A 20073-nucleotide genomic window follows, 5' to 3' on the forward strand; every position below is an offset into this window, starting at 1 on the left:
CGGTATCATGCCATCGACACAAGCATCAACATGACCATCAACAAAACAACACAGATAGACGCCACCCGCTGGCTGGCCGTGGGCAGCCTGACCGCCCTGATCATTCTCGGCCTGGCCTGGGAGATGTGGCTGGCGCCGCTGCGACCGGGTGGCTCGCTGCTGGCGCTGAAGGTGCTGCCGCTGTGTTTTCCGCTGGCCGGCCTGCTGAAAAACCGCATGTACACCTACCGCTGGCTCAGCCTGATGGTCTGGCTGTATTTCACCGAGGGCGCGGTGCGCGCCTGGAGCGACAAGCCGCCCGGCAACTACCTGGCCATGGCCGAAGTCGCGCTGTGCCTGCTGCTGTTCACCGCCTGCGCCCTGCATGTGCGCATCCGCCTGAAAAAAGGCGCAACAACCATTCAACCTGCTGCCTGAAAAACCTATGGACAAGATTCTCGATGCCTTGCGCGCCATCGTCGGCGACGCCCACGTGCTGACCGGGGGCGACCTCTCGGCCTGGGAGCTGGACTGGCGCAAACGCGCGCGCGGCAAGGCGCTGGCCGTGGTTCGCCCCGCCAATACCGCGCAGGTGGCGGCCGTCGTCAGCGCCTGCGCCGCGGCCGGCGTTCCCATGGTGCCGCAGGGCGGCAACACCGGCCTGGTCGGCGGCTCAACGCCCGACGCCTCCGGCCGCCAGGTCGTGCTGAGCCTGCAGCGCCTGAACGCGGTGCGCGCCATCGACAGCGCCAACCTGACCATGACGGTCGAAGCCGGCTGCATTTTGCAGACCCTGCAGGAAACCGCCGAAAAGGCCGGCTTCCTGTTTCCGCTCAGCCTGGCCGCTGAAGGCAGCTGCACGATTGGTGGCAACCTCGGCAGCAACGCCGGCGGCACGCAGGTCGTGCGCTACGGCAATACACGCGACCTCTGTCTCGGGCTGGAAGTTGTCACCGCGCAGGGCGAGGTCTGGGAAGGCCTCTCGGGCCTGCGCAAGGACAACACAGGCTACGACCTGCGCGACCTGTTCATCGGCAGCGAAGGCACGCTGGGCATCATCACGGCCGCTACCATGAAGCTCTATCCCATGCCGGCCGCGCAGCTCACCGCCTGGGCGGCCGTGCCGTCGATGGAAGACGCCGTCACCCTGCTTGGGCTGGCGCACCGCCACCTGGGTGCGGGCCTGACGGGTTTTGAAGTCATGGGCCAGTTCGCGCTCGGCCTGGTGGCCAAACACTTCAAGCAGCAGCGCGTGCCGCTGTACGAAGACACGGCATTTTGCGTGCTGCTGGAAAACTCCGACCACGAGTCGGAAAGCCATGCGCGCGAGCAGTTCGAGCGCCTGCTGGAAACTGCCATGGAAGAAGGTTGCGTGACCGATGCCGTGGTCGCGGAAAACCTGCAGCAGGCGCACCAGCTCTGGCATGTGCGCGAAAGCATCCCGCTGGCGCAGGCCGAGGAAGGCCTGAACATCAAACACGACATCTCGGTGCCGGTCTCGCTGATTCCCGAGTTTGTGCGCGTCACCGACCAGTTGCTCGCCAAGGCCATCCCGGGCGTGCGCCTCGTCAACTTCGGCCACCTCGGCGACGGCAACCTGCACTACAACGTGCAGGCTCCGGCCGAAGGCGACGCGGCGACCTTTCTTCGCGAGCAGGAAGAAAACGTCAATGCCCTGGTCTACGACTCGGTGCAGGCCTTCGGTGGCTCGATTTCGGCCGAACACGGCGTCGGCAGCCTCAAACTCGACAAGCTCGAAAAGCACAAATCGCCGGTCGCACTGGGCCTGATGCGGGCCATCAAGCGCGGGCTGGACCCCGAGAACCTGATGAACCCGGGGCGGGTGCTGCGCATATAATATGCGCATGACTCATGGAGATGCGCCATGCTGAAATTTGACAACGCGGCCAAAAAGGCCACCAACCTGTCGCTCAACGCCAAGGTGCTGGAAATGGCGCGCGAGATGGGCATGAATGTTTCCCAGACCGTTGATACCTTGCTGGCTGCCGAGGTGCGACGCCGTTACTGGGAGCAATGGAACGAGGAAAACCGGGAAGCCGTCGCCGCTTACAACGCCCGCATTGCCAGTGAAGGCCTGCCGCTGGCGAAATACCGGACCTTCTAGCGATGGCTCGTTACGATGTTTATGCCAACCCCGATGCCGCGCTGCGCAAGATCGCGCCCTTTCTGCTGGATGTCCAGAACGATTACATCAACAGTCTGGATTCACGCGTTGTCATCCCCATGCGTCCGGCCGCGCTGTACCCGCATCCCATGCGTGACTTGAACCCCGTATTCGAAGTCGATGGTAAAGCGGTGGTACTGGATACCGCCGCCCTCGCCGCGTTTCCGGCGCGGGAATTGAAAAAGCGCGTGACCGGTCTGCAAGACCAGAGTGAACTCATCGTTGCCGCCATGGACTGCCTGTTTGGAGCTTATTAACGTGTCACCTCGCCCTATCCGCTCCCAGTACGAACATTTCATGCGCCATGTGGACACCCACGGCGTGTTCAAGGCCGACCGCACCGGCACCGGCACCAGAAGCGTGTTTGGCTACCAGATGCGTTTTGACCTCAACGAAGGCTTCCCGCTGGTGACCACCAAGAAGGTCCACCTCAAGTCCATCGTGCACGAGCTGCTGTGGTTTCTGCAGGGATCGAGCGACAACAACTGGCTCAAGGAGCGCGGCGTCACCATCTGGGACGAGTGGGCGCGCGAAGACGGCAGCCTGGGCCCGGTCTATGGCGTGCAGTGGCGCAGCTGGCCCACCCCTGATGGTGGCCACATTGACCAGATCGCCGAAGTCATCCAGACCCTGAAAACCAACCCCGACTCGCGCCGCATCATCGTCAGCGCCTGGAACGTGGCCGATCTTTCCAGGATGGCGCTGATGCCCTGCCATGCGTTTTTCCAGTTTTACGTGGCACCGGCCACCGAGCCGGGCGGCAAGGGCAAACTCAGCTGCCAGCTCTACCAGCGCAGCGCCGACATTTTCCTGGGCGTGCCTTTCAACATCGCCAGCTACGCCCTGCTGACCCACATGGTGGCGCAGCAGTGCGACCTGGACGTCGGCGACTTCATCTGGACAGGCGGCGACTGCCACATCTACAGCAACCACGCCGACCAGGTGGCACTGCAGCTGAGTCGCGCCCCCTTCCCCTACCCGACGCTCAACATCAAGCGCAAGCCCGCATCGATCTTCGACTACGAGTTCGACGACTTCGAGTTCCTCGGGTACGAACACCATCCGGCGATCAAGGCGCCTGTGGCGGTGTAGGGACGTTTATGCCTGTCCAGGGTGTCAGCCACATCACCTTCATTGTGCGAGACCTTGATCGTATGGCGCTGTTTCTTTGCGAGGGCCTGGGTGCGAAAGAGGTCTACGACAGCAAGGCCAGGAATTTTTCGCTGTCACGGGAAAAATTTTTCATGCTTGGCGACACCTGGCTGGCAGCCATGGAGGGCGAACCACCGGCCGAGCGCAGCTACCGGCACCTGGCATTGAAGGTGGAAGCAAGCGATCTGCCCGGCTTTGAAACCCGGCTGCGCGCCATAGGCGCGGAGGTTAGACCGGAGCGACCGCGCGTCCCCGGGGAAGGCCAATCGCTTTATTTTACGATTTCGACAACCACCTGTTTGAGCTGCACACAGGAACACTTGAAGAACGGCTCAGGCAGTACAACTCATGACCTCTTCCCGCATCAACCTCATCTACGCCCGCGCGGCCAACGGCGTCATCGGCAAGGACGGCACCATGCCCTGGCATTTGCCGGAAGACCTGGCGCACTTCAAGCAGCTGACCCAGGGCTGCCCGGTCCTCATGGGCCGCAAGACCTGGGACTCGCTGCCGCCTAAATTCCGCCCGCTGCCGGGACGGACCAACATCGTGATCACGCGGCAAGCGGACTGGCAGGCCGAAGGCGCGCAGCGCGCCGGCAGCCTTGAAGAAGCCTTGCAGCTGGCCGGATCGGCGCCCGAGGTGTGGGTGATAGGCGGTGCGCAGATATATGCGCAGGCCGAGCCGCTGGCCAGTCGTATCGAAGTCACCGAGATTGCCAGGGATTTTGACGGCGATGCCCATGCCCCGGCACTTGGCCCAGGCTGGCGCGAAATCGCCCGCCATGTCCATGTGGCCGCGAGTGGCCTGCCCTACAGTTTTGTCACGCTGGAGCGTCCATGAAAATCGCGACCTGGAATGTCAATTCGCTGGCGGTGCGTCTGCCGCAGGTGCTCGACTGGCTGGCCGCCAACCCGGTCGATGCCTTGTGCCTGCAGGAACTCAAGCTCAGCGACGACAAGTTTCCGCTGGAGGCTCTGTCTGCCGCCGGCTACCAATGCGCCGTCTTCGGGCAGAAGACCTACAACGGCGTGGCCATCCTGAGCCGCACGCCACCGCGCGATATTGTCAAAAACATCAACGGCTTCAGCGACGAGCAGTCGCGCGTGATTGCCGCGACGCTGGACACGTCGCAGGGAGAACTGCGGCTGGTCAACGGCTATTTCGTCAACGGCCAGGCGCCGGGCACCGACAAGTTCGAGTACAAGATGCGCTGGCTGGACGGCCTGCGCAGCTGGCTCAAGGCTGAACTGGCGGCCCACCCCAGGCTGGTGGTGGTGGGTGACTTCAACATCACGATGGACGACCGCGACACCTACGACGCCGAGGGCCTGCGCGAAACCATCCACCACACGACCGAAGAGCGTGAACACCTGAAAGCGTTGCTGGGACTGGGCCTGCACGATGCGTTTCGCCTGTTCGAGCAGCCGGAAAAAAGTTATTCGTGGTGGGACTACCGCGAGTTCGCCTTCCGGCGCAACCGCGGCCTGCGTATTGACTACATCCTGGTCAGCGACACGCTCAAACCTGCGGTGAAGAGCTGCGTGATCGACAAGCTGCCGCGCAAAAACGAACGGCCCAGCGACCATGTGCCGGTCGTGGCGGATCTCGATTTGCTATAAATAACAGAGCTGCTCGCGCCCGTTCCGATTGGGCTGAAGGCCGATTTCACTCTTTAGTTGCGGGCCACCCGCCCGGGTGATTCGGCGGACTCGGCGATCACGCCTTTGGCGTGGCGCTGGCCGTTGCAGACCTCGTGGCTGATGGCCAGATTCTCCGCGTGGCTGTTGCCGCCCTCGCTCAGGGGCCGGATGTGTTCCAGCGTGGCGGCCGCCGGCAACACATGTTCACCGCAGACCCAGCACGGCACCTGGCCGTGCAGCTGGCGCGCCACGGTTTTGTAGATCTTGTCGCGGGTCAGGGATAAGCGGCTCATGGCTGGACTTTAAACCAGAGCAACACGGTCCACGCTGGATGATGCATCCTTCGACAAGCTCAGGACGATCGGATGAGAAATCGTGACCGTGGAGGCCACATTCACTCTAAATTCAGTTCCTGAATCTTGCGCGTGATGGTGTTGCGGCCTATGCCCAGCTTCTGCGCAGCTTCGATGCGGCGGCCACGGGTGTTGAGCAGCGCCGTCTGGATCAGCTTGGACTCGAAACGCCGGGTCAGCACATCCCACACGTCACTGCGCCCGGTCGCCAGCAAGGCCATGGCCTCGGCCTCGAGCCCGGTTTCCCAGCTGCTGCCGTTGGCCGCCGCAGGCGGGCTGCCAGCCTCCGCGGCCAGCACCGCGGCGCCGGCATGCACAGCGTCTGCCGCCGCGGCGCGCGGCAACTCGGCCGGCACGGACAGGGGCCGCTGCGGTGCGGTACCGCCTTCGACCAGCACCGGCGCCCTGCCCGGTTCGGGCACGGCCCCCAGCACCTCCGGCGGCAAGTCCTTGGCTTCGATGACCTGGGCCGGCGCCATCACGGTCAGCCAGTGGCAGATGTTCTCGAGCTGACGCACATTGCCGGGAAAACTGAAAGTGCTCAGTTGCTGCAAAGCCGCATCGGAAATGCGTTTGGGCTCCACCCCCAACTGCTTGGCGCTTTGCTGCAGGAAGTGGCGCGTCAGCATGAACACGTCTTCGCGCCGCTCGCGCAGCGCCGGCAGGCGCAGGCGGATCACGTTGAGGCGGTGGAACAGATCTTCCCGGAAACCACCTTCCTTGACGCGCTGCTCCAGGTCCTGATGCGTGGCGGCAATCACACGCACATTGGTCTTGACGGCGTTGTGGCCGCCGACGCGGTAGAAATTGCCGTCGCTGAGCACACGCAACAGCCGGGTCTGCAGGTCAAACGGCATGTCACCGATCTCGTCGAGAAACAGCGTGCCGCCGTCGGCCTGTTCGAAACGGCCGCGGCGCATGGTCTGCGCGCCGGTGAAGGCGCCACGCTCATGGCCGAACAGTTCGGACTCGAGCAGGTCTTTCGGGATGGCGGCCGTGTTGATGGCCACAAACGGCCCGTTGGCGCGCGGTGAATGTTTGTGCAGCGCGCGCGCCACCAGTTCCTTGCCGGAGCCGGACTCGCCGGTGATCATCACCGTCACCATGCTCTGGCTCAGCCGTCCGATCGCGCGGAACACGTCCTGCATGGCGGGCGCCTGGCCCAGCATTTCAGGCGTGGCAGCCATGCGTTCCTCGGCCACTTCCTCGCGCTGGCTTTCCTCGACGGCGCGGCGGATCAGCTCGACCGCCTTGGGCAGATCGAACGGTTTGGGCAGGTATTCAAAAGCACCGCCCTGGAAGGCCGAGACGGCGCTGTCCAGGTCGGAGAAGGCCGTCATGATGATGACCGGCAGGCCGGGCAGCTTTTCCTTGACCTTCTCGAGCAGGTCCAGGCCCGAGCCACCGGGCATGCGGATATCGCTGACCAGGATCTGCGGCCCGTCTTCTTCTGTCGCACTTTCCAGCGCGCTGAGCACCTCGCGCGGGTTGGTGAAACTGCGCGTCGGCAGGCCTTCACGCAACAAGGCTTTTTCCAGCACAAACCGGATGGACTGGTCGTCGTCCACAATCCAGATCGGTTTCATGTTCTCGTCCCTTTGGTACTACCGGTTATCTGTCAAAGACAACGGATGTCAAGGCAGAGGTATCAGCAACTTGAAATCCGTGCGGCCGGGGACGCTCTCGCACTCAATCAAGCCGTGGTGTTGCTGAACAAAGGTTTGCGCCAATGTCAGCCCCAGTCCGGAACCGCCTTCGCGCCCCGAGATCAGGGGATAGAAGATACGGTCCTTGATGGAGTCCGGAACACCCGGTCCATTGTCGATAACATGCAATTCCAGTGCCAAGCGATAGCGCTGCTTGCCAAAAGTTACTTGTCGGGCAATCCTGGTCCTGAAAGTGATCTGGGCATCGCCTGCGGCAACACGCTCGGCGAGCGCCTGTGCGGCGTTGTGCGCAATGTTGAGCACCGCCTGGATCAGTTGCTCGCGGTCACCGCGAAAGTCGGGGATCGAGATGTCGTAGTCGCGCATGACGCGCAAACCCCGCGGAAACTCCGCCAGGATCAGCGAGCGGACCCGTTCGCACACCTCGTGGATATTGACGTCGCCCACCAGGTGCGGCCGGCGGTGCGGTGCCAGCAACCGGTCCACCAGGGACTGCAGGCGGTCGGCCTCGTGGATGATGACCTGGGTGTATTCGGTGAGTTCCCTGGACTCGATCTCCATCTGCAGCAGTTGCGCCGCGCCGCGAATCCCGCCCAGCGGGTTCTTGATCTCATGCGCCAGGTTGCGGATCAGCTCCTTGTTGGCCTGCGCCTGGTCGATCAGGCGCTCTTCGCGGTCCTGCTTGGCCTGCTGCTCCAACGGCAGCAACTCCACGATGGCTTCGCCCGGTGTGTCGGTCTGCGCCACCACCACATGCACGGGCATGGGTTCGCGGTTCAGCGGCTTGAGCCAGGCGTCGTAACGCAGCGCGGCAAATTCATTGCTGCCGGCGCCTTCGAGTGCGTTGTGCAGGATGGCCGGCTCGGTGAAGCAATCGGGGAGTTGGGAGCCTTCGATGGTACGGCGCGAGGTGCCCAGCGCGTCTTCGAGCGCCGCGTTGGCAAACACCACCAAACCGTTGGTGCGCACAACGGCGACCAGTGTGGCCAGCAGGTCAAAAGACTGGAAACGGGGAATGGCCGGAGCGGCCGCGGGCGCGGAAAGAGTGGGCTTTTTCAAGCCTTCTATTCTGACGCAGAACGTCTTACTGACGGACGGTGTTTGCGGGCAAACGGGAAATTTCGCGCTTCAGACCGGCGATGTCGCTTTCGTGGCGGGCAATGCTTTCCTTCATTTCAGCCACACGGTCCAGGTAGCGCTGGTAATTGCGCCCTTCGATGCCCTGCTTCTCGGGCTGACCGTTGTTGTACTCTTTTTGCTGCTCGGCGAGCCGGAGCTCGGCCTTTTTGAGTTCGGACTCCAGGATGGCGCGTGTGTCGCTGTCCCGGGCGCGTTGCGCTTCGTTGCTGGCGGCAGGCGATGCCTGCGCTGCGGCAGCAACACGTACCGCAGGCCGGCTCTGGGGCAGGCTCTGGACCACCGTCACATTGCCGCCTTCAATTTGCTTGCAGCCCCGCGACTGCGCATCCCTGGCGTTGTTGATGTATTCAGGCGCAGCGCCTTCCTTGCCACCGCAGCGGTAGATGCGCTCCTGCGCGAATGCGGCGGAGACGCTGCCAGCGAGAAGAAGGGTCGAGATTGAAAGAAGTACTGTAGGTTTCATGCGTAACCCCAAGCGCCTGTTAGGGCAAGGACGGTCTACCAGTATCTCGCAAAGGTGTCGAAAAGCAAAATGGGCTACCAGATAACCATGCAGCCCAATAAAAAAGGACGGCTTTCGCCGTCCTTTTTTGACCACAGACTGTAAAAAATTACAGTGAATAGTACATGTCGAACTCAATCGGGTGCGTGGCCTGACGCAGGCGCGTGACCTCACCCATTTTCAGCTCGATGTAGGCGTCGATCATGGAATCGGTGAACACACCGCCCTTGGTCAGGAAGCTGCGGCCCACGTCGAGAGCATCCAGCGCCTGGTCCAGACTGTGGCACACGGTTGGCACTTTTGCATCTTCCTCGGGCGGCAGATGGTACAGGTCCTTGGTCGCGGCTTCGCCGGGATGGATCTTGTTTTCCACGCCATCGAGACCAGCCATCATCAGGGCCGAGAAGCCGAGGTAAGGGTTCATCAGTGGATCGGGGAAACGTGCCTCGATACGGCGGCCCTTGGGGTTGGCGACGTAAGGAATGCGGATCGATGCCGAGCGGTTTTTCGCCGAGTAAGCCAGCTTGACCGGCGCCTCGTAACCAGGGACCAGGCGCTTGTAGCTGTTGGTGCCCGGGTTGGTGATGGCGTTCAGCGCACGGGCGTGCTTGATGATGCCGCCGATGTAATACAGCGCGAAGTCCGACAGACCAGCGTAGCCGTCGCCGGCGAACAGGTTTTTGCCGTCTTTCCAGATGGACTGGTGCACGTGCATGCCGGAGCCGTTGTCTCCAACGATGGGCTTGGGCATGAAGGTGGCGGTTTTGCCGTAGGCATTGGCCACGTTCTGCACCACGTACTTGAGGATCTGCGTCCAGTCGGCGCGCTGCACCAGCGTGCTGAACTTGGTGCCGATTTCGTTCTGGCCGGCGCCGGCCACTTCGTGGTGGAACACCTCGACCGGAATGCCCAGCGATTCGAGAATCAGGGACATCTCGGCGCGCATGTCCTGCGTGCTGTCCACCGGAGGCACGGGGAAGTAACCACCCTTGACGGTGGGGCGGTGGCCGCGGTTGCCGCCTTCGAGCTTGGCGCCTGAATTCCAGGGGGCTTCGTACTCTTCAATCTTGAAGAAGGTGCCCGACATGTCGGTGTTCCAGCGCACGTCGTCGAAGATGAAAAATTCAGGCTCGGGACCGAAATAGGCGGTGTCGCCCAGGCCGGACGCCTTGAGGTAGGCCTCGGCGCGCTGTGCGATGGAGCGCGGATCGCGGTCATAGGCCTTGCCGTCGCTGGGTTCCAGCACGTCGCAGCTCATGAACAGCGTGGTTTCTTCGAAGAAAGGGTCGATGTTGGCCGTCTTCGGGTCAGGCATCAACTGCATGTCGGAAGCTTCAATGCCTTTCCAGCCTGCAACAGAAGAGCCGTCAAAGGCGTGGCCCGAAGTGAATTTGTCTTCGTCAAAGTGGGACACGGGCACGGTCACGTGCTGTTCTTTGCCCCGGGTGTCGGTAAAACGGAAGTCAACAAACTTGACTTCGTTTTCCTTGACCATTTTCATGACGTCTGCGACGGTCTTTGCCATCAGAATCTCCTGTTGCTGGATGGTGGTTAAAAAATTGTTTCGGCGTGGTCGAATGCACTTTTTGTGCCAAACCTCCCTCGCGGGTGTTTGCCGGTGATTTAAAGCCAAGCCCCTGATTGTGCCGTCATCCGACCCCTGTTTGGGTGGCGCCGGACCGGCAAAATCGCAAAAGCAGCGAGAAAAGTGAAGCACCAATAAAGTGCGTCATAGATTTGCACCTTACTGGTGCAGTGATTTATCGCACCAATTCGGGGCCCAACTTGGCATTAAAAGTGTGCAAGCCCGCGAGCAGCGCGGGGTAAGCTTCATTGACAGCATCCGGCGAACCCTTGACGCCCAGCTCGATATGGCGCCCGTAGTCGGGGTGGTCCACGCTGGGCAGGCTGAACACTTTGACCCCGCTGTGGCGGGCCTCAATGTCCAGCATCAACGGTGTCAGCGCCGCCTCCATGGCCCCCATCACAATCACCGATTTTTCCGAATAAGCCAATTTTTGGTGCAAGCCGGCATAGCACGTATCCAGCAACCACTCCATCATCGGCCAGGCCATGACGGGAAACCCCGGCATGAAGTGGACGGCGCCCACCCCGGCTTGGACACTGAAACCCGGGATCTTGTTGTAGGGGTTGGGAATGATGGCGGCGCCGGCCGGAAACATGCCCATGTTCAGGCGGTGGATGTTGTCGTGCCGGTCCGGCTCATAGGGCACGCCCTGCTCCCTGGCGATGTCCTGCATGCGCTCGCGGATCAACCGCTCGGCCTCGGGATGCAAAGCCAGTTCCACGCCCAGCGCCCGTGCGGCGCATTGGCGGGTGTGGTCGTCCGGCGTGGCGCCAATGCCGCCGGTGCAGAAAACCACATCACCCGAAGCCCGTGCGGCGTCGAAGGCGCGCGCCAGCGTGGCCGTGATGCGTTCGGGGTCGTCGCCCACGTAGTCGGCATAACTAAGCGGCAGGCCGCGCGCACCCAGCAACTCGATGGCCTTGGGCAGGTGTTTGTCGGCGCGTTTGCCCGACAGGATTTCGTCGCCGACGATGATGAGTCCGAAGTGTGTGGTCATGGGAAAAACAGGAAAGTCATGGCAGGGAACCGGGCCGGCCACCCGGCGCCCCCAGCGTAGTCGCAGGCCCCGCGGGGCCTTGAGGCAGAAGTTCGTCCGCTATCGTTTCAATAGCATCCTGCGCAAGGGGGTCGGGGGCCAGGGCATTGTTCTGCTTGCGAAGTTGCTCCAGCGCCGCCAGGCAGTAGTGGGAAAACCAGAGGGATGAAAAGGCAAACACCAGGGTGTAGATCCAGATCGCCACCGGCACGAGAATGGGCGCCATGGCGACAAACATCGCCCCCGAAGCCCAGATCAGGCTGGGCGCGGCGCCCAGGTAGCCGCTGAGCACGCCGATGCCCAGCAGACTGCCGCGGTGGCGGCGAAAGAGTTCGCGCCGTTCTTCGGCACTCGCATGATCGACCAGCGCGTCGTAAGCCATCACGCGATAGGTCAGCCAGCCCCAGATCAGCGGCGGCAGGATCAGTATCAGCGGCGGAACGAGCCACAGCGGCATCGAGACGATCAGCGCAATGGCGGCCAGCAGGGTCGAGCTGAGCGACCAGAACAGGCTGGCCACAAGCGAGCCGCCTTTTTTCCGCTCCAGCAGCGGAAAGCGGCGCTCGGCCACCAGCGCCACCATGGCCGGCGTCATCAGCATCGCGACAAACAGCAGCGAGGCAATCACGATCACGGGAATCGCCATGAAAAGCAGCAGCGCCGGCGCCAGCACCACCCGCAGGTTGCCCAACCCCAGGCCTTCGAGCCAGCGCACCATGGTGCTCAGCAGCTCATAACTTTCCAGGCCACTGCGCACGGCGGCCAGGGCGTCTTCCCAGAAGAAGTAGCCCACCCCGAGCGAGAAGACGACCATGATGATCAGCGGCAAAAACGACAGCGCAATCACCCGGGGGTGCAGGCAGTACACGGTTGCGCGCCAGAAGGCGTCGAGAAGCTTGCTCATAGGGCCTGAGGATAACCCGCCGGAGCGACGGCTGCTCAGTCCCTGCCGACCAGCCGCTTCAGCCCCAGCCACTGCTGCGACCAGAAACCGTGGCCGTAGTCGCGCGCCTGCTCGACTTGGTCGCGTATGCCGGTCGGGTCGTAACGATGCTCGAAGTTGGCGGTGCCGAAAAGCACGTCCCACCAGGGCAGCAAGACCCCGAAGTTGTGGCCGCTGGCCGTGTTTTTCCCCGCCGGCTCATGGCCAAAACCTATGCTGTGGTGCATCCGGTGGAAGCGCGGGCTGACCCACAGGCGCTCGCCCACCCGCCCGAACCAGAGGCGGACATTGGCATGCTGCAGGCTTTCGCTGAGCTGGGTCAGCGCCACGATGGCGACGAACTGGCCGGGTGCCACACCGATCAGCTGCGCGGCCAGCACCAGCAGGCAGTCGACCGCGATGTCGTCGAGCAGGTGATTGCGGTTGTCGCTCCACATCGTCATCTGGCGCTGCGCGTGGTGCAGCGAGTGCAAGCGCCACCAGATATCCAGCTGGTGCTGGCCGCGGTGGATCCAGTAGCCCAGGAAGTCAAACGCCACCAGGTAGATCAGTAAGCTGGTCACCGCGCCATCGGTGACGCCGGGCCAGAGCTGGTCCAGGTGAAAGGTGCCATAGCCGGCAGTGCGCAGGACCCCGAACAGTTCGTCAAAGACAGGCTCCAGCGTCATGAAGAGCGCAATGCGGAACAGTCCGAGACGGTGGATCAGGGTGTACAGCATGTCGGTGCGGACGGTCGCGTGGTCCCGCACCGGCTCCACCGGCCGCCAGCGCTGCAGCGGGCCGAACACCGCCAGCAGCACCAGTATCTGGATAACGCCGACCATGAACCAGGCCGTCCCCAGGAAGGCGTCCTCCAGAAAGTTGGCCAGGCCCAGTGCGAACAGGGTCGGCTGCACCACGGCCTCGAACAGCCATTGCTGCACGGCAGAAAAGCCGTTGCCCACCCCGTCGATCAAGCTGTCCATGGTGCTATTTTGCCGCGGGCGCCATGGCCGGCCCACTGGCAGCCACCCAGGCCTGGTAGCGCGGGTGCTCGCGCAGCGTCGCAAAACAGAAGCCGCGCTCTTCCAGTCCGACGATCAGCGGCTCCAGCACGGCGGGTGCCCAGGGGTCCTGGCGCGACCAGATGCCCAGATGGGCCAGCAGGATGTCGCCGGGCCGGATATCGCGCAATGCCTTTTTCAGCAGCAGGTCGTTGGGGTAAGGGCCGCTGGGTAATTCGTCACCCAGAAAGCCGGCAGGCGACCAGCCCACATGCTCATAACCGCAGGTTTTGGCCGCCGCCAGCAAAGCCGGCGAGGTCTTGCCGCCCGGTGCCCGGAACAGCGGCAGCGGCTTCTTGCCGGTGATGGCCTCCAGCCGTGCGCTGGCACGGCCGACCTCTTCGCAGTATTGCGCGGCCGTCCAGGTGAATTCCCGGCCTTCGGAGGGGCCCGCCGAGGGTTTGATCCTGAACTGCGTCGGCCCGCCCGCCGCCGGCCGCACGTCGGCGCGCCAGTAGCTGTGGTCCCAGGTGTGGGAGGCAAATTCATGGCCCTCGGCGGCGCGCGCCTTCCACCAGGGCGCCCAGGCCGCGCCCAGGCTGCCGTCCCCGGTTTTTGTGCGCTCGTTGGCGGCGAAAAAAGTGACCTTGACCTGGTGTTTGTTGAGGATGTCCGCGATCAGCGGCGCCACCTCCATGTGGCCGGTGTCCAAAGTCAGGTAAACCGGCTTGCCGGCCCTGCCTTGAGCATCCAAACAGCCGTCAGCCCATGCTGGACGTGCGCCAACAGCTATGAAAAATGTAGCAACCAGGAATGCCACAAGAGACCGAACCGTGTTGGGCGCCCCAGGGAGGTATCCAGACCAGCCGGGGCCGCGGGTCCGGCTTTGCCGGCCCGCAGGCGCAGCGCCCCCTCGAGGGGCAGCGACCCGCGAAGCGGCGGAGCGTGGGGGCTCACCGGGCTGCGTGATCCAGCGTCCAGACACCATGAGGGCTCTTTCCAACATTGACCTGGCGCACCACCTTGCGGCTGGCCATGTCGATCACCGTGAGTTTGCGCGCCCAGCGCGAGGTCACATAAATGAATTTTCCGTCGCGCGAGACATCCATGCAGTCGGGCCCGCCGGGTGCCGGGTACTCATCCACCACGGCCATGGTCTGCAGGTCGATCTTGCTGATGCTGTTGCCCACGCGGTTGCTGACCAGCACATGGCGGCCGTCGCCCAGTGCGCGAAAGGCATGGGCACCGGCGCCGGTCTTGATGCTGCGGCTGTGCTGCGGCTGCTTGCCGCTCACGTCGTAAACCTCGACCGCGTCGCTGCCGGTCAGTCCGACCAGCAGGAACTTGTCGTCGGCCGTGCCGAACACGTCGGCGGGCGTCAGGCCCGTCGGCGTGCGCCACTTGATGGTCTGGGTGCTCAGGTCGATCGCGATCAGTTCATCGCTGTCTTGCATCGTCGAATACACCGTGGCGCTTTTGCTGTCTATCCACAAATGGCTGGGCGTCTTGCCGGTGGGGATACGCTTGACCAGTGCGATATCGGTGCCGTCCCAGCGGTAGATGTCGATGTGGTTGAGCCGGTTGGCCGCCGTGACAAACCACTTCATGTCGGGCGAAAAGCGCAGGTGGTAGGGGTCGATGATGTCGCGCACCACACGCTGGACGTCGGCGGTCCGGGGGTCGATGAAAGTCAGCGTGTCAGACAGGGCGTTGGCCACGATCACCGACTTCTCGTCAGGTGTGAGGTACAGGTGGTGCGGCTGCTTGCCGGTGGGAATGCGCCGGGTTTCCGTCCAGTCGACCGGATTGATGACGCTGACGCTGTCACTGAGCGAATTGAGCACCAGCAGGGGCATGGTCTGCGCCAGGGCCGGGACAGTGGCTCCGCCCAGGCAGGTGCACAGGACGGCTGCAAACAAACGGAAGGGGAAATTCACGCAGCGGCTTTCTTCGGACAGCCGGCAAGTTTACCGGCAGGCTTTTATCAACGCGCCAGAGGCTCGGTACGCTTACATCCCTTACGATCTGGTGATGAATTTGGTAGAGATTGCCGGCACACGGCTTGAAGTGCAGCCCATCACCGGTTCGGCCAGCCTGGCACCGCTTGTTTTCCTGCACGAAGGCCTGGGCTCGGTCAGCCTGTGGACCCAGCGCGGCCGCAACTGGCCCGAAGCAGTCTGCCAGGCCACAGGCCGTGCCGGCCTGATGTATTCGCGGCGCGGCTACGGCCGCTCGGACCCCGTGCCCGACGTGCGCGGCACCGGCCGCCTGGCGCCCGACTACATGCACCGCGAGGCCTGGGAGGTGTTGCCGGCCCTGCTCGCCAGCCAGGGCATCCACCAGCCGCCCGTGCTGCTGGGCCACTCGGATGGCGCGAGCATCGCCCTGCTCCATGCGAGCCGGCACCCGGTGAGCGCCGTCATCGTGATGGCACCGCACCTGATGGTCGAGGACATCGCCGTGCAGGCGATTGGCCAGGCAACGGCTGCCTTTGAGTCGGGAGGATTGCGGGAGAAGCTGGCCCGCCATCATGCCGATGTGGATAGCGCCTTCTGGCAGTGGAACGACGTCTGGCTGTCGCCCGGTTTTCGCAGCTTTGACATCCGGCCGGACTGTCGGCACATCAGCGCGCCGCTGCTGGCCATCCAGGGGCTGGGCGACGAATACGGCACCCTGGTGCAGCTCGACGAGCTGGCCTTGGCCGCGCCGCAGACCGTGCAGTTGCGGCTGCCCGATTGCGGGCATTCGCCGCAGCGCGACCAACCCGACCGGACGCTGGAAGCGGTTGTCGCTTTCCTGCAGCCGCTGCCATGACGCTATCGATTCAATAGCTTTTAACGCCCGTCATATAAGGGCTGGAGGCAATTTTCTCCATCAGACACGGGGTTTCTGGTACTCAGCCAGCAATGGCCGCCAGGTCCTGCGCCGTGAGCCAGCGCCACTGGCCGGGTTTCAGGTCGCCCGGCAGATCCAGCGAACCGATGCGCGAGCGGTGCAGGCCCGCCACGTCTTCCACCCGGTTGCCCACCGCGGCAATCATGCGTTTGACCTGATGGTACTTGCCCTCGGTGAGCGTCAGGCGCAAGGTCTGCTCGCCGGTTTTTTCGCAGGCTGCGGCCCGCACCGGCTTGGGGTCGTCGTCCAGCACCACGCCCGCCAGCAGCTTCTGGACCTGTTTGTCATCGACCGGGTGTTTGGCAGTGACCTCGTACACCTTGGGCACATGGTGCTTGGGTGAACTCATGCGGTGGATGAACTTGCCGTCGTCCGACAGCAGCAGCAGGCCGGTGGTGTCCTGGTCCAGCCGCCCCACCGCCTGCACACCGGCAGCCGCGCCGCCGCCGCGCTGGCGAATCGGCGCCGGCAGCAGCGTGTAGATGCTCGGGTAGGTGCTGGGCTTTTGCGAGCACTCGTAGCCGGCCGGCTTGTGCAGCATCAGGTAGGCCTTTTCGTGGTATTCCCAGTCCACACCTTGCACCGTGAACTTCAGCCCTTCCGCTACAAAATCCATAGCTGGCTCCGTACAGGGGACGCCGGCCACGGCCACAAAACCCTGTTGAACCAGGCCGGCGCAGACGCGCCGTGTGCCAAAGCCCTGGGAGAAAAGAATGTCCTGCAATTGCATGTTTTTTGCCATGGGCCTATTGTCGCCGGGCCGGACAGGGTCCCGGCCTACCGCGCAACAGCCCATCGGCTTTCAGGGGCCGGCCGGGCATCTGCTTATGCTTTTTACCATCGACGCAGCGCTTACCGGCACGTGTCGCACCCGCCCCTGTACCACGACCCCGTTTCCGACCCATGATGAAAAAAAACCGCGTTGCACTGACCATTCTGCTCACCTTCCTGATCACCGTGGCCGGCGTGCTACTCGTCCTGAACTTCAGCACTGGAGAAAAAAAGGTCAACCGCGAGTTGCCGCGCCTGTATGCCACGCAGGACCCCCAGTTCCGCCGCGCCATGGGCGCCCTGCTCGGCCCGGCCCTGGTGGGCGGCAACCGGGTCCGGGAGCTGCTCAATGGCGACCATATCTTCCCCGCCATGCTGCAGGCCATCCACGGCGCGCAGCGCAGCATCACCTTTGAAACCTACATCTACTGGTCCGGCGATGTGGGCCGCCAGTTTGCCGACGCTCTGGCCGAACGTGCCCGGGCCGGCGTGAAGGTGCATGTGCTGCTGGACTGGGTCGGCAGTGCCAAGATCGATGCCTCGTTTCTGCAGGAGATGGAAGCGGCCGGCGTGGAAATCCGAAAATTTCACAAGCCGCACTGGTACAACCTGGCACGCATGAACAACCGCACCCACCGCAAGCTGCTGGTCGTGGACGGCAAGACCGGCTTCACCGGAGGCGTGGGCATTGCGCCCAAGTGGACCGGTGCCGGCCAGGACGCCGAGCACTGGCGCGACTCCCACTTCCAGATCGAGGGCCCGGCCGTCGCCCAGATGCAGGCTGTGTTCATGGACAACTGGCTCAAGGTCACCGGCAAGGTGATGCACGGCGAAGCCTACTTCCCGGCCCTGCTGGCGGTCGGCAGCAGCGACGCCCAGGTGTTTTCCAGTTCACCCTCGGGCGGCAGCGAAAGCATGCAGCTGATGTACCAGCTGTCCATCACGGCGGCCGGGAAAAGCATCGACCTGTCGACCGCGTACTTTGTCCCCGACGAGCTCACCACCCGCGCCCTGACCGATGCGCTCAAACGCGGCGTGAAGATCCGCATCATCACGCCCGGAGAAATCATCGACACGGACACCGTGCGTGCGGCGTCGCGCGGCAGCTGGGGGTCACTGCTACAGGCCGGCGCGCAGATCTACGAGTACCAGCCCACCATGTACCACTGCAAGGTCATGATCGTGGACCAGCTGCTGGTATCGGTCGGCTCGACCAACTTCGACAACCGCTCCTTTCGCCTCAACGACGAGGCCAACCTCAATGTCTACGACGAAACCTTTGCAGCGCGGCAGACCCGGGTGTTTGAGGACGACCTGAAGCGCTCCCGGCAGATCACCTACGAGGAATGGGCGAACCGCCCTCTCAGGGAAAAATTCATGGAGCGGCTGGCGCTGCTGCTGGAGTCCCAGCTCTGACAGAAGCTGAGGCGGCGGGTTGCCGGCGGGGCGCGAAAAAACCGGCTGTTGGACGGGCGGGCTGCGATTAACCAAAGAAAAAGGCCGCGAACCATCTCTAGTTAGCGGCCTTTGTCTCGGCGTATGGTGGAGCTGGGGGGATTTGAACCCCCGTCCGCAAGCCTTGTTCGGGCAGATCTACATGTTTAGCGGTCTGATTTGAGTCTCGCCACCTGTATCGCGCAGTCGCACGCTATACAGGACGCCAGCACCCTATTTTCTCGCCCCGGGTTAAGGTACCCAGCCCGGAGCCAGCCGATGAAATTATCTTTACAGCCGGGAGCGTTCAACTTGCGCTAAACACCCCTTGCCCAGCCCATCGGCCTGCTGTTGTAAAGCTCACTGGCAATTAAGCAGCGAGTGCGAAACGTTCGTCGTTTGCAGTTAGTTTGTTTGAATCACAAGAGGGATGACGGCGAAACAATGGTGGCGTCGGCTTTCCAGTGCCGGGTATCGGCCAGCGCACCGAGGTAACCATAGGCCGCGGCCACGGTCGGCATGCCGGCGGCGCGCCCGGCGACGATGTCCCGCTCGTCATCACCGACATAGACACAACGCCCGGGATGGAGCTGGAGCTGACGGGCGGCTTCCAGCAGCGGCGCCGGATGCGGCTTGGCGTGGGGAGTGGTGTCGCCGCTGATGATGGTCTGCGCGGACTCAAACAGCGGCATCCGGCGCGTCAGCGGCAGGGTAAAACGCGCCGATTTGTTGGTCACCACACCCCATTTGAGTCCGGACCGGTCAATTTGCGCAATCAGCTCGGCCACGCCGTCGAAGGCATAGGTGCGCTCGGTCATGCAGGCTTCGTAATTGGCGAAAAACTCTTCTTTCAGGTCACCGAAACCATCATCGTCAGGCGACAGCCCAAAAGCAATGCCAATCATGCCGCGCGCACCCGCACCGGCCATGGGCCGGTAGTCGGCCAGCGGCAGCGACGCCAGACCGCGGTCGGTGCGCATCTTGTCCGCGGCAGCGCCCAGGTCGGGCGCACTGTCGATCAGCGTGCCGTCCAGATCGAACAGCACAGCCTCAATACCGTTGAATATCGGCCCCATCACTCAGGGCTTCTGCGTGGCCAGCATGTAATTGACGCTGGTGTCGGCGCTGAGCCAGTAATGCCCGGTCAACGGGTTGTATTCCATGCCTTTGGTCTGCTGCAGATCGAGCCCGGCAAGGCGGCAATAAGCAGCCAGTTCGCTGGGTTTGATGAACTTGGCGTATTCGTGGGTGCCGCGCGGCAGCAGGCTCAGCACGTACTCCGCGCCGACGATGGCAAACAGAAAGGCTTTGGCATTGCGGTTGATCGTGGAAAAGAAAACCTGGCCACCGGGCTTGACCAGCGTCGCGCAAGCCCGCACCACGGAGGACGGGTCAGGCACATGCTCGAGCATTTCCATGCAGGTGACCACATCAAAGCTTCCCGGCTGTTCGGATGCCAGTGCCTCCGCACTGATCTCCCGGTACTCGACGCCCTGGGTATTGGCCTCGAGCGCATGAAGCTGCGCCACTTTCAACGCCTTGCTCGCCAGGTCGATGCCCAGAACCTGGGCGCCCCGGCGAGCCATGGAATCGGCAAGAATGCCACCACCGCAGCCGATATCGAGGACGCGCTTGCCCTGGAGCGGCGCCAGGCCCTCAATCCAGCCAAGTCTCAAGGGATTGATCTGGTGCAGGGGGCGGAACTCGCTCTCGGTGTCCCACCAGCGATGGGCCAGATCGGAAAATTTGGCCAGTTCGGCCGGGTCTGCGTTTTCAGTGGTGTGCATGGATCTGATTATCGC

23 protein-coding genes and 1 other RNA gene are annotated in these 20073 nt (G+C 63.1%); 10 read left to right on the forward strand and 14 right to left on the reverse strand.

Features of this window, described 5'->3' with window-relative positions; all coding sequences use genetic code 11:
• Nucleotides 1-30: 30 nt before the first annotated feature.
• The 8 genes from B7X65_RS17350 (at nucleotide 31) to xth (ending at nucleotide 4938) form a co-directional block, all read left to right on the forward strand.
• Complete coding sequence (locus tag B7X65_RS17350) at nucleotides 31-417, forward strand: DUF2069 domain-containing protein (protein ID WP_293595551.1); 387 nt, start codon at nucleotides 31-33, stop codon at nucleotides 415-417.
• 7 nt (nucleotides 418-424) lie between these two features.
• On the forward strand, nucleotides 425-1837 hold the full coding sequence (locus B7X65_RS17355) for an FAD-binding oxidoreductase (RefSeq protein WP_293595552.1): 1413 nt from the start codon (nucleotides 425-427) through the stop codon (nucleotides 1835-1837).
• 27 nt (nucleotides 1838-1864) lie between these two features.
• Nucleotides 1865-2104: a type II toxin-antitoxin system CcdA family antitoxin gene (locus tag B7X65_RS17360; RefSeq protein WP_293595553.1), complete on the forward strand. Its 240-nt coding sequence runs from the start codon at nucleotides 1865-1867 to the stop codon at nucleotides 2102-2104.
• A gap of 2 nt (nucleotides 2105-2106) precedes the next feature.
• On the forward strand, nucleotides 2107-2421 hold the full coding sequence (locus B7X65_RS17365; RefSeq protein WP_293595554.1) for a CcdB family protein: 315 nt from the start codon (nucleotides 2107-2109) through the stop codon (nucleotides 2419-2421).
• Between the two features lies 1 nt (nucleotide 2422).
• Nucleotides 2423-3256, forward strand: a complete 834-nt coding sequence (locus B7X65_RS17370; protein WP_293595555.1) for a thymidylate synthase — start codon at nucleotides 2423-2425, stop codon at nucleotides 3254-3256.
• Between the two features lie 62 nt (nucleotides 3257-3318).
• Nucleotides 3319-3834, forward strand: coding sequence for a hypothetical protein (locus tag B7X65_RS23920; protein WP_366928952.1), 516 nt, complete (start codon nucleotides 3319-3321; stop codon nucleotides 3832-3834).
• Nucleotides 3734-4159: a dihydrofolate reductase gene (locus B7X65_RS17375; protein WP_363104433.1), complete on the forward strand. Its 426-nt coding sequence runs from the start codon at nucleotides 3734-3736 to the stop codon at nucleotides 4157-4159. The genes B7X65_RS23920 and B7X65_RS17375 overlap by 101 nt, the downstream gene beginning before the upstream one ends.
• Nucleotides 4156-4938 carry an exodeoxyribonuclease III gene (xth, locus tag B7X65_RS17380; RefSeq protein ID WP_293595557.1) on the forward strand — a complete coding sequence of 261 codons (783 nt, stop codon included), beginning with the start codon at nucleotides 4156-4158 and terminating at the stop codon, nucleotides 4936-4938. Before B7X65_RS17375 ends, xth begins: the two co-directional genes overlap by 4 nt.
• 53 nt (nucleotides 4939-4991) lie before the next feature.
• On the opposite strand, the gene B7X65_RS17385 is transcribed toward xth, so the two are convergent.
• The 10 genes from B7X65_RS17385 to B7X65_RS17430 all read right to left on the reverse strand — a co-directional run bounded on the left by B7X65_RS17385 (nucleotide 4992) and on the right by B7X65_RS17430 (nucleotide 15108).
• Nucleotides 4992-5252 carry an HNH endonuclease signature motif containing protein gene (locus tag B7X65_RS17385; protein WP_293595558.1) on the reverse strand — a complete coding sequence of 87 codons (261 nt, stop codon included), beginning with the start codon at nucleotides 5250-5252 and terminating at the stop codon, nucleotides 4992-4994.
• Nucleotides 5253-5353: 101 nt separating this feature from the next.
• A complete protein-coding gene (gene ntrC, locus B7X65_RS17390) occupies nucleotides 5354-6898 on the reverse strand; it encodes a nitrogen regulation protein NR(I) (protein WP_293595559.1) in 1545 nt (514 codons plus the stop codon).
• Nucleotides 6899-6946: 48 nt separating this feature from the next.
• Nucleotides 6947-8038 (reverse strand): nitrogen regulation protein NR(II), encoded by a 1092-nt coding sequence (glnL, locus tag B7X65_RS17395; RefSeq protein ID WP_293595560.1) that lies wholly within the window; start codon nucleotides 8036-8038, stop codon nucleotides 6947-6949.
• A 25-nt stretch (nucleotides 8039-8063) separates the two neighbouring features.
• A complete protein-coding gene (locus B7X65_RS17400) occupies nucleotides 8064-8582 on the reverse strand; it encodes a hypothetical protein (protein ID WP_293595561.1) in 519 nt (172 codons plus the stop codon).
• 148 nt (nucleotides 8583-8730) lie between these two features.
• Nucleotides 8731-10146 (reverse strand): type I glutamate--ammonia ligase, encoded by a 1416-nt coding sequence (gene glnA / locus B7X65_RS17405; protein ID WP_293595562.1) that lies wholly within the window; start codon nucleotides 10144-10146, stop codon nucleotides 8731-8733.
• A gap of 235 nt (nucleotides 10147-10381) precedes the next feature.
• Nucleotides 10382-11206 carry a molybdopterin-binding protein gene (locus tag B7X65_RS17410; protein WP_293595563.1) on the reverse strand — a complete coding sequence of 275 codons (825 nt, stop codon included), beginning with the start codon at nucleotides 11204-11206 and terminating at the stop codon, nucleotides 10382-10384.
• A gap of 16 nt (nucleotides 11207-11222) precedes the next feature.
• On the reverse strand, nucleotides 11223-12149 hold the full coding sequence (locus B7X65_RS17415) for an EI24 domain-containing protein (protein ID WP_293595564.1): 927 nt from the start codon (nucleotides 12147-12149) through the stop codon (nucleotides 11223-11225).
• A gap of 35 nt (nucleotides 12150-12184) precedes the next feature.
• A complete protein-coding gene (locus tag B7X65_RS17420) occupies nucleotides 12185-13153 on the reverse strand; it encodes a sterol desaturase family protein (RefSeq protein ID WP_293595565.1) in 969 nt (322 codons plus the stop codon).
• Nucleotides 13154-13157: 4 nt separating this feature from the next.
• Entirely contained in the window at nucleotides 13158-13925 is a 768-nt protein-coding gene (locus B7X65_RS17425) for a polysaccharide deacetylase family protein (protein WP_293595566.1), read from the reverse strand.
• 199 nt (nucleotides 13926-14124) lie between these two features.
• The gene (locus B7X65_RS17430; RefSeq protein ID WP_324488454.1) at nucleotides 14125-15108 is read right to left on the reverse strand and encodes a YncE family protein; all 984 of its coding nucleotides are present in this window, start codon (nucleotides 15106-15108) and stop codon (nucleotides 14125-14127) included.
• 94 nt (nucleotides 15109-15202) lie between these two features.
• Here B7X65_RS17430 and B7X65_RS17435 point away from each other — a divergent pair, with 94 nt between their 5' ends.
• The gene (locus B7X65_RS17435; RefSeq protein ID WP_293595567.1) at nucleotides 15203-15985 is read left to right on the forward strand and encodes an alpha/beta hydrolase; all 783 of its coding nucleotides are present in this window, start codon (nucleotides 15203-15205) and stop codon (nucleotides 15983-15985) included.
• Nucleotides 15986-16067: 82 nt separating this feature from the next.
• On the opposite strand, the gene B7X65_RS17440 is transcribed toward B7X65_RS17435, so the two are convergent.
• Nucleotides 16068-16796, reverse strand: a complete 729-nt coding sequence (locus B7X65_RS17440; protein ID WP_293595608.1) for a 16S rRNA pseudouridine(516) synthase — start codon at nucleotides 16794-16796, stop codon at nucleotides 16068-16070.
• 176 nt (nucleotides 16797-16972) lie between these two features.
• On the opposite strand from B7X65_RS17440, the gene B7X65_RS17445 reads away from it, so the two are divergent.
• Complete coding sequence (locus B7X65_RS17445) at nucleotides 16973-18253, forward strand: phosphatidylserine/phosphatidylglycerophosphate/cardiolipin synthase family protein (protein ID WP_293595568.1); 1281 nt, start codon at nucleotides 16973-16975, stop codon at nucleotides 18251-18253.
• Between the two features lie 124 nt (nucleotides 18254-18377).
• Here the strand turns inward: B7X65_RS17445 and ssrA are convergent.
• The 3 genes from ssrA to ubiG form a co-directional block, all read right to left on the reverse strand.
• Nucleotides 18378-18740, reverse strand: a transfer-messenger RNA (tmRNA) gene (gene ssrA, locus B7X65_RS17450).
• A complete protein-coding gene (locus B7X65_RS17455; protein WP_293595609.1) occupies nucleotides 18691-19338 on the reverse strand; it encodes an HAD-IA family hydrolase in 648 nt (215 codons plus the stop codon). Before B7X65_RS17455 ends, ssrA begins: the two co-directional genes overlap by 50 nt.
• Before the next feature lie 12 nt (nucleotides 19339-19350).
• Complete coding sequence (gene ubiG, locus B7X65_RS17460) at nucleotides 19351-20058, reverse strand: bifunctional 2-polyprenyl-6-hydroxyphenol methylase/3-demethylubiquinol 3-O-methyltransferase UbiG (RefSeq protein ID WP_293595569.1); 708 nt, start codon at nucleotides 20056-20058, stop codon at nucleotides 19351-19353.
• Between the last annotated feature and the right edge of the window lie 15 nt (nucleotides 20059-20073).

The organism is Polaromonas sp. 39-63-25, from assembly GCF_002278925.1.
Lineage (GTDB): Bacteria > Pseudomonadota > Gammaproteobacteria > Burkholderiales > Burkholderiaceae_C > Polaromonas.

What these genes read in the sequence shown, in the direction of transcription:
- B7X65_RS17355 (WP_293595552.1), top strand. Translation starts at nt 425, where the DNA reads ATGGACAAGATTCTCGATGCCTTGCGCGCCATCGTCGGCGACGCCCAC.
- B7X65_RS17420 (WP_293595565.1), bottom strand. Translation starts at nt 13,153, where the DNA reads ATGGACAGCTTGATCGACGGGGTGGGCAACGGCTTTTCTGCCGTGCAG.
- B7X65_RS17375 (WP_363104433.1), top strand. Translation starts at nt 3,734, where the DNA reads ATGCCCTGGCATTTGCCGGAAGACCTGGCGCACTTCAAGCAGCTGACC.
- B7X65_RS17350 (WP_293595551.1), top strand. Translation starts at nt 31, where the DNA reads ATGACCATCAACAAAACAACACAGATAGACGCCACCCGCTGGCTGGCC.
- B7X65_RS17440 (WP_293595608.1), bottom strand. Translation starts at nt 16,796, where the DNA reads ATGCAATTGCAGGACATTCTTTTCTCCCAGGGCTTTGGCACACGGCGC.
- B7X65_RS17445 (WP_293595568.1), top strand. Translation starts at nt 16,973, where the DNA reads ATGAAAAAAAACCGCGTTGCACTGACCATTCTGCTCACCTTCCTGATC.
- ubiG (WP_293595569.1), bottom strand. Translation starts at nt 20,058, where the DNA reads ATGCACACCACTGAAAACGCAGACCCGGCCGAACTGGCCAAATTTTCC.
- B7X65_RS23920 (WP_366928952.1), top strand. Translation starts at nt 3,319, where the DNA reads ATGGCGCTGTTTCTTTGCGAGGGCCTGGGTGCGAAAGAGGTCTACGAC.
- xth (WP_293595557.1), top strand. Translation starts at nt 4,156, where the DNA reads ATGAAAATCGCGACCTGGAATGTCAATTCGCTGGCGGTGCGTCTGCCG.
- B7X65_RS17435 (WP_293595567.1), top strand. Translation starts at nt 15,203, where the DNA reads ATGAATTTGGTAGAGATTGCCGGCACACGGCTTGAAGTGCAGCCCATC.
- B7X65_RS17410 (WP_293595563.1), bottom strand. Translation starts at nt 11,206, where the DNA reads ATGACCACACACTTCGGACTCATCATCGTCGGCGACGAAATCCTGTCG.
- B7X65_RS17400 (WP_293595561.1), bottom strand. Translation starts at nt 8,582, where the DNA reads ATGAAACCTACAGTACTTCTTTCAATCTCGACCCTTCTTCTCGCTGGC.
- ntrC (WP_293595559.1), bottom strand. Translation starts at nt 6,898, where the DNA reads ATGAAACCGATCTGGATTGTGGACGACGACCAGTCCATCCGGTTTGTG.
- glnA (WP_293595562.1), bottom strand. Translation starts at nt 10,146, where the DNA reads ATGGCAAAGACCGTCGCAGACGTCATGAAAATGGTCAAGGAAAACGAA.
- B7X65_RS17360 (WP_293595553.1), top strand. Translation starts at nt 1,865, where the DNA reads ATGCTGAAATTTGACAACGCGGCCAAAAAGGCCACCAACCTGTCGCTC.
- B7X65_RS17385 (WP_293595558.1), bottom strand. Translation starts at nt 5,252, where the DNA reads ATGAGCCGCTTATCCCTGACCCGCGACAAGATCTACAAAACCGTGGCG.
- B7X65_RS17365 (WP_293595554.1), top strand. Translation starts at nt 2,107, where the DNA reads ATGGCTCGTTACGATGTTTATGCCAACCCCGATGCCGCGCTGCGCAAG.
- B7X65_RS17415 (WP_293595564.1), bottom strand. Translation starts at nt 12,149, where the DNA reads ATGAGCAAGCTTCTCGACGCCTTCTGGCGCGCAACCGTGTACTGCCTG.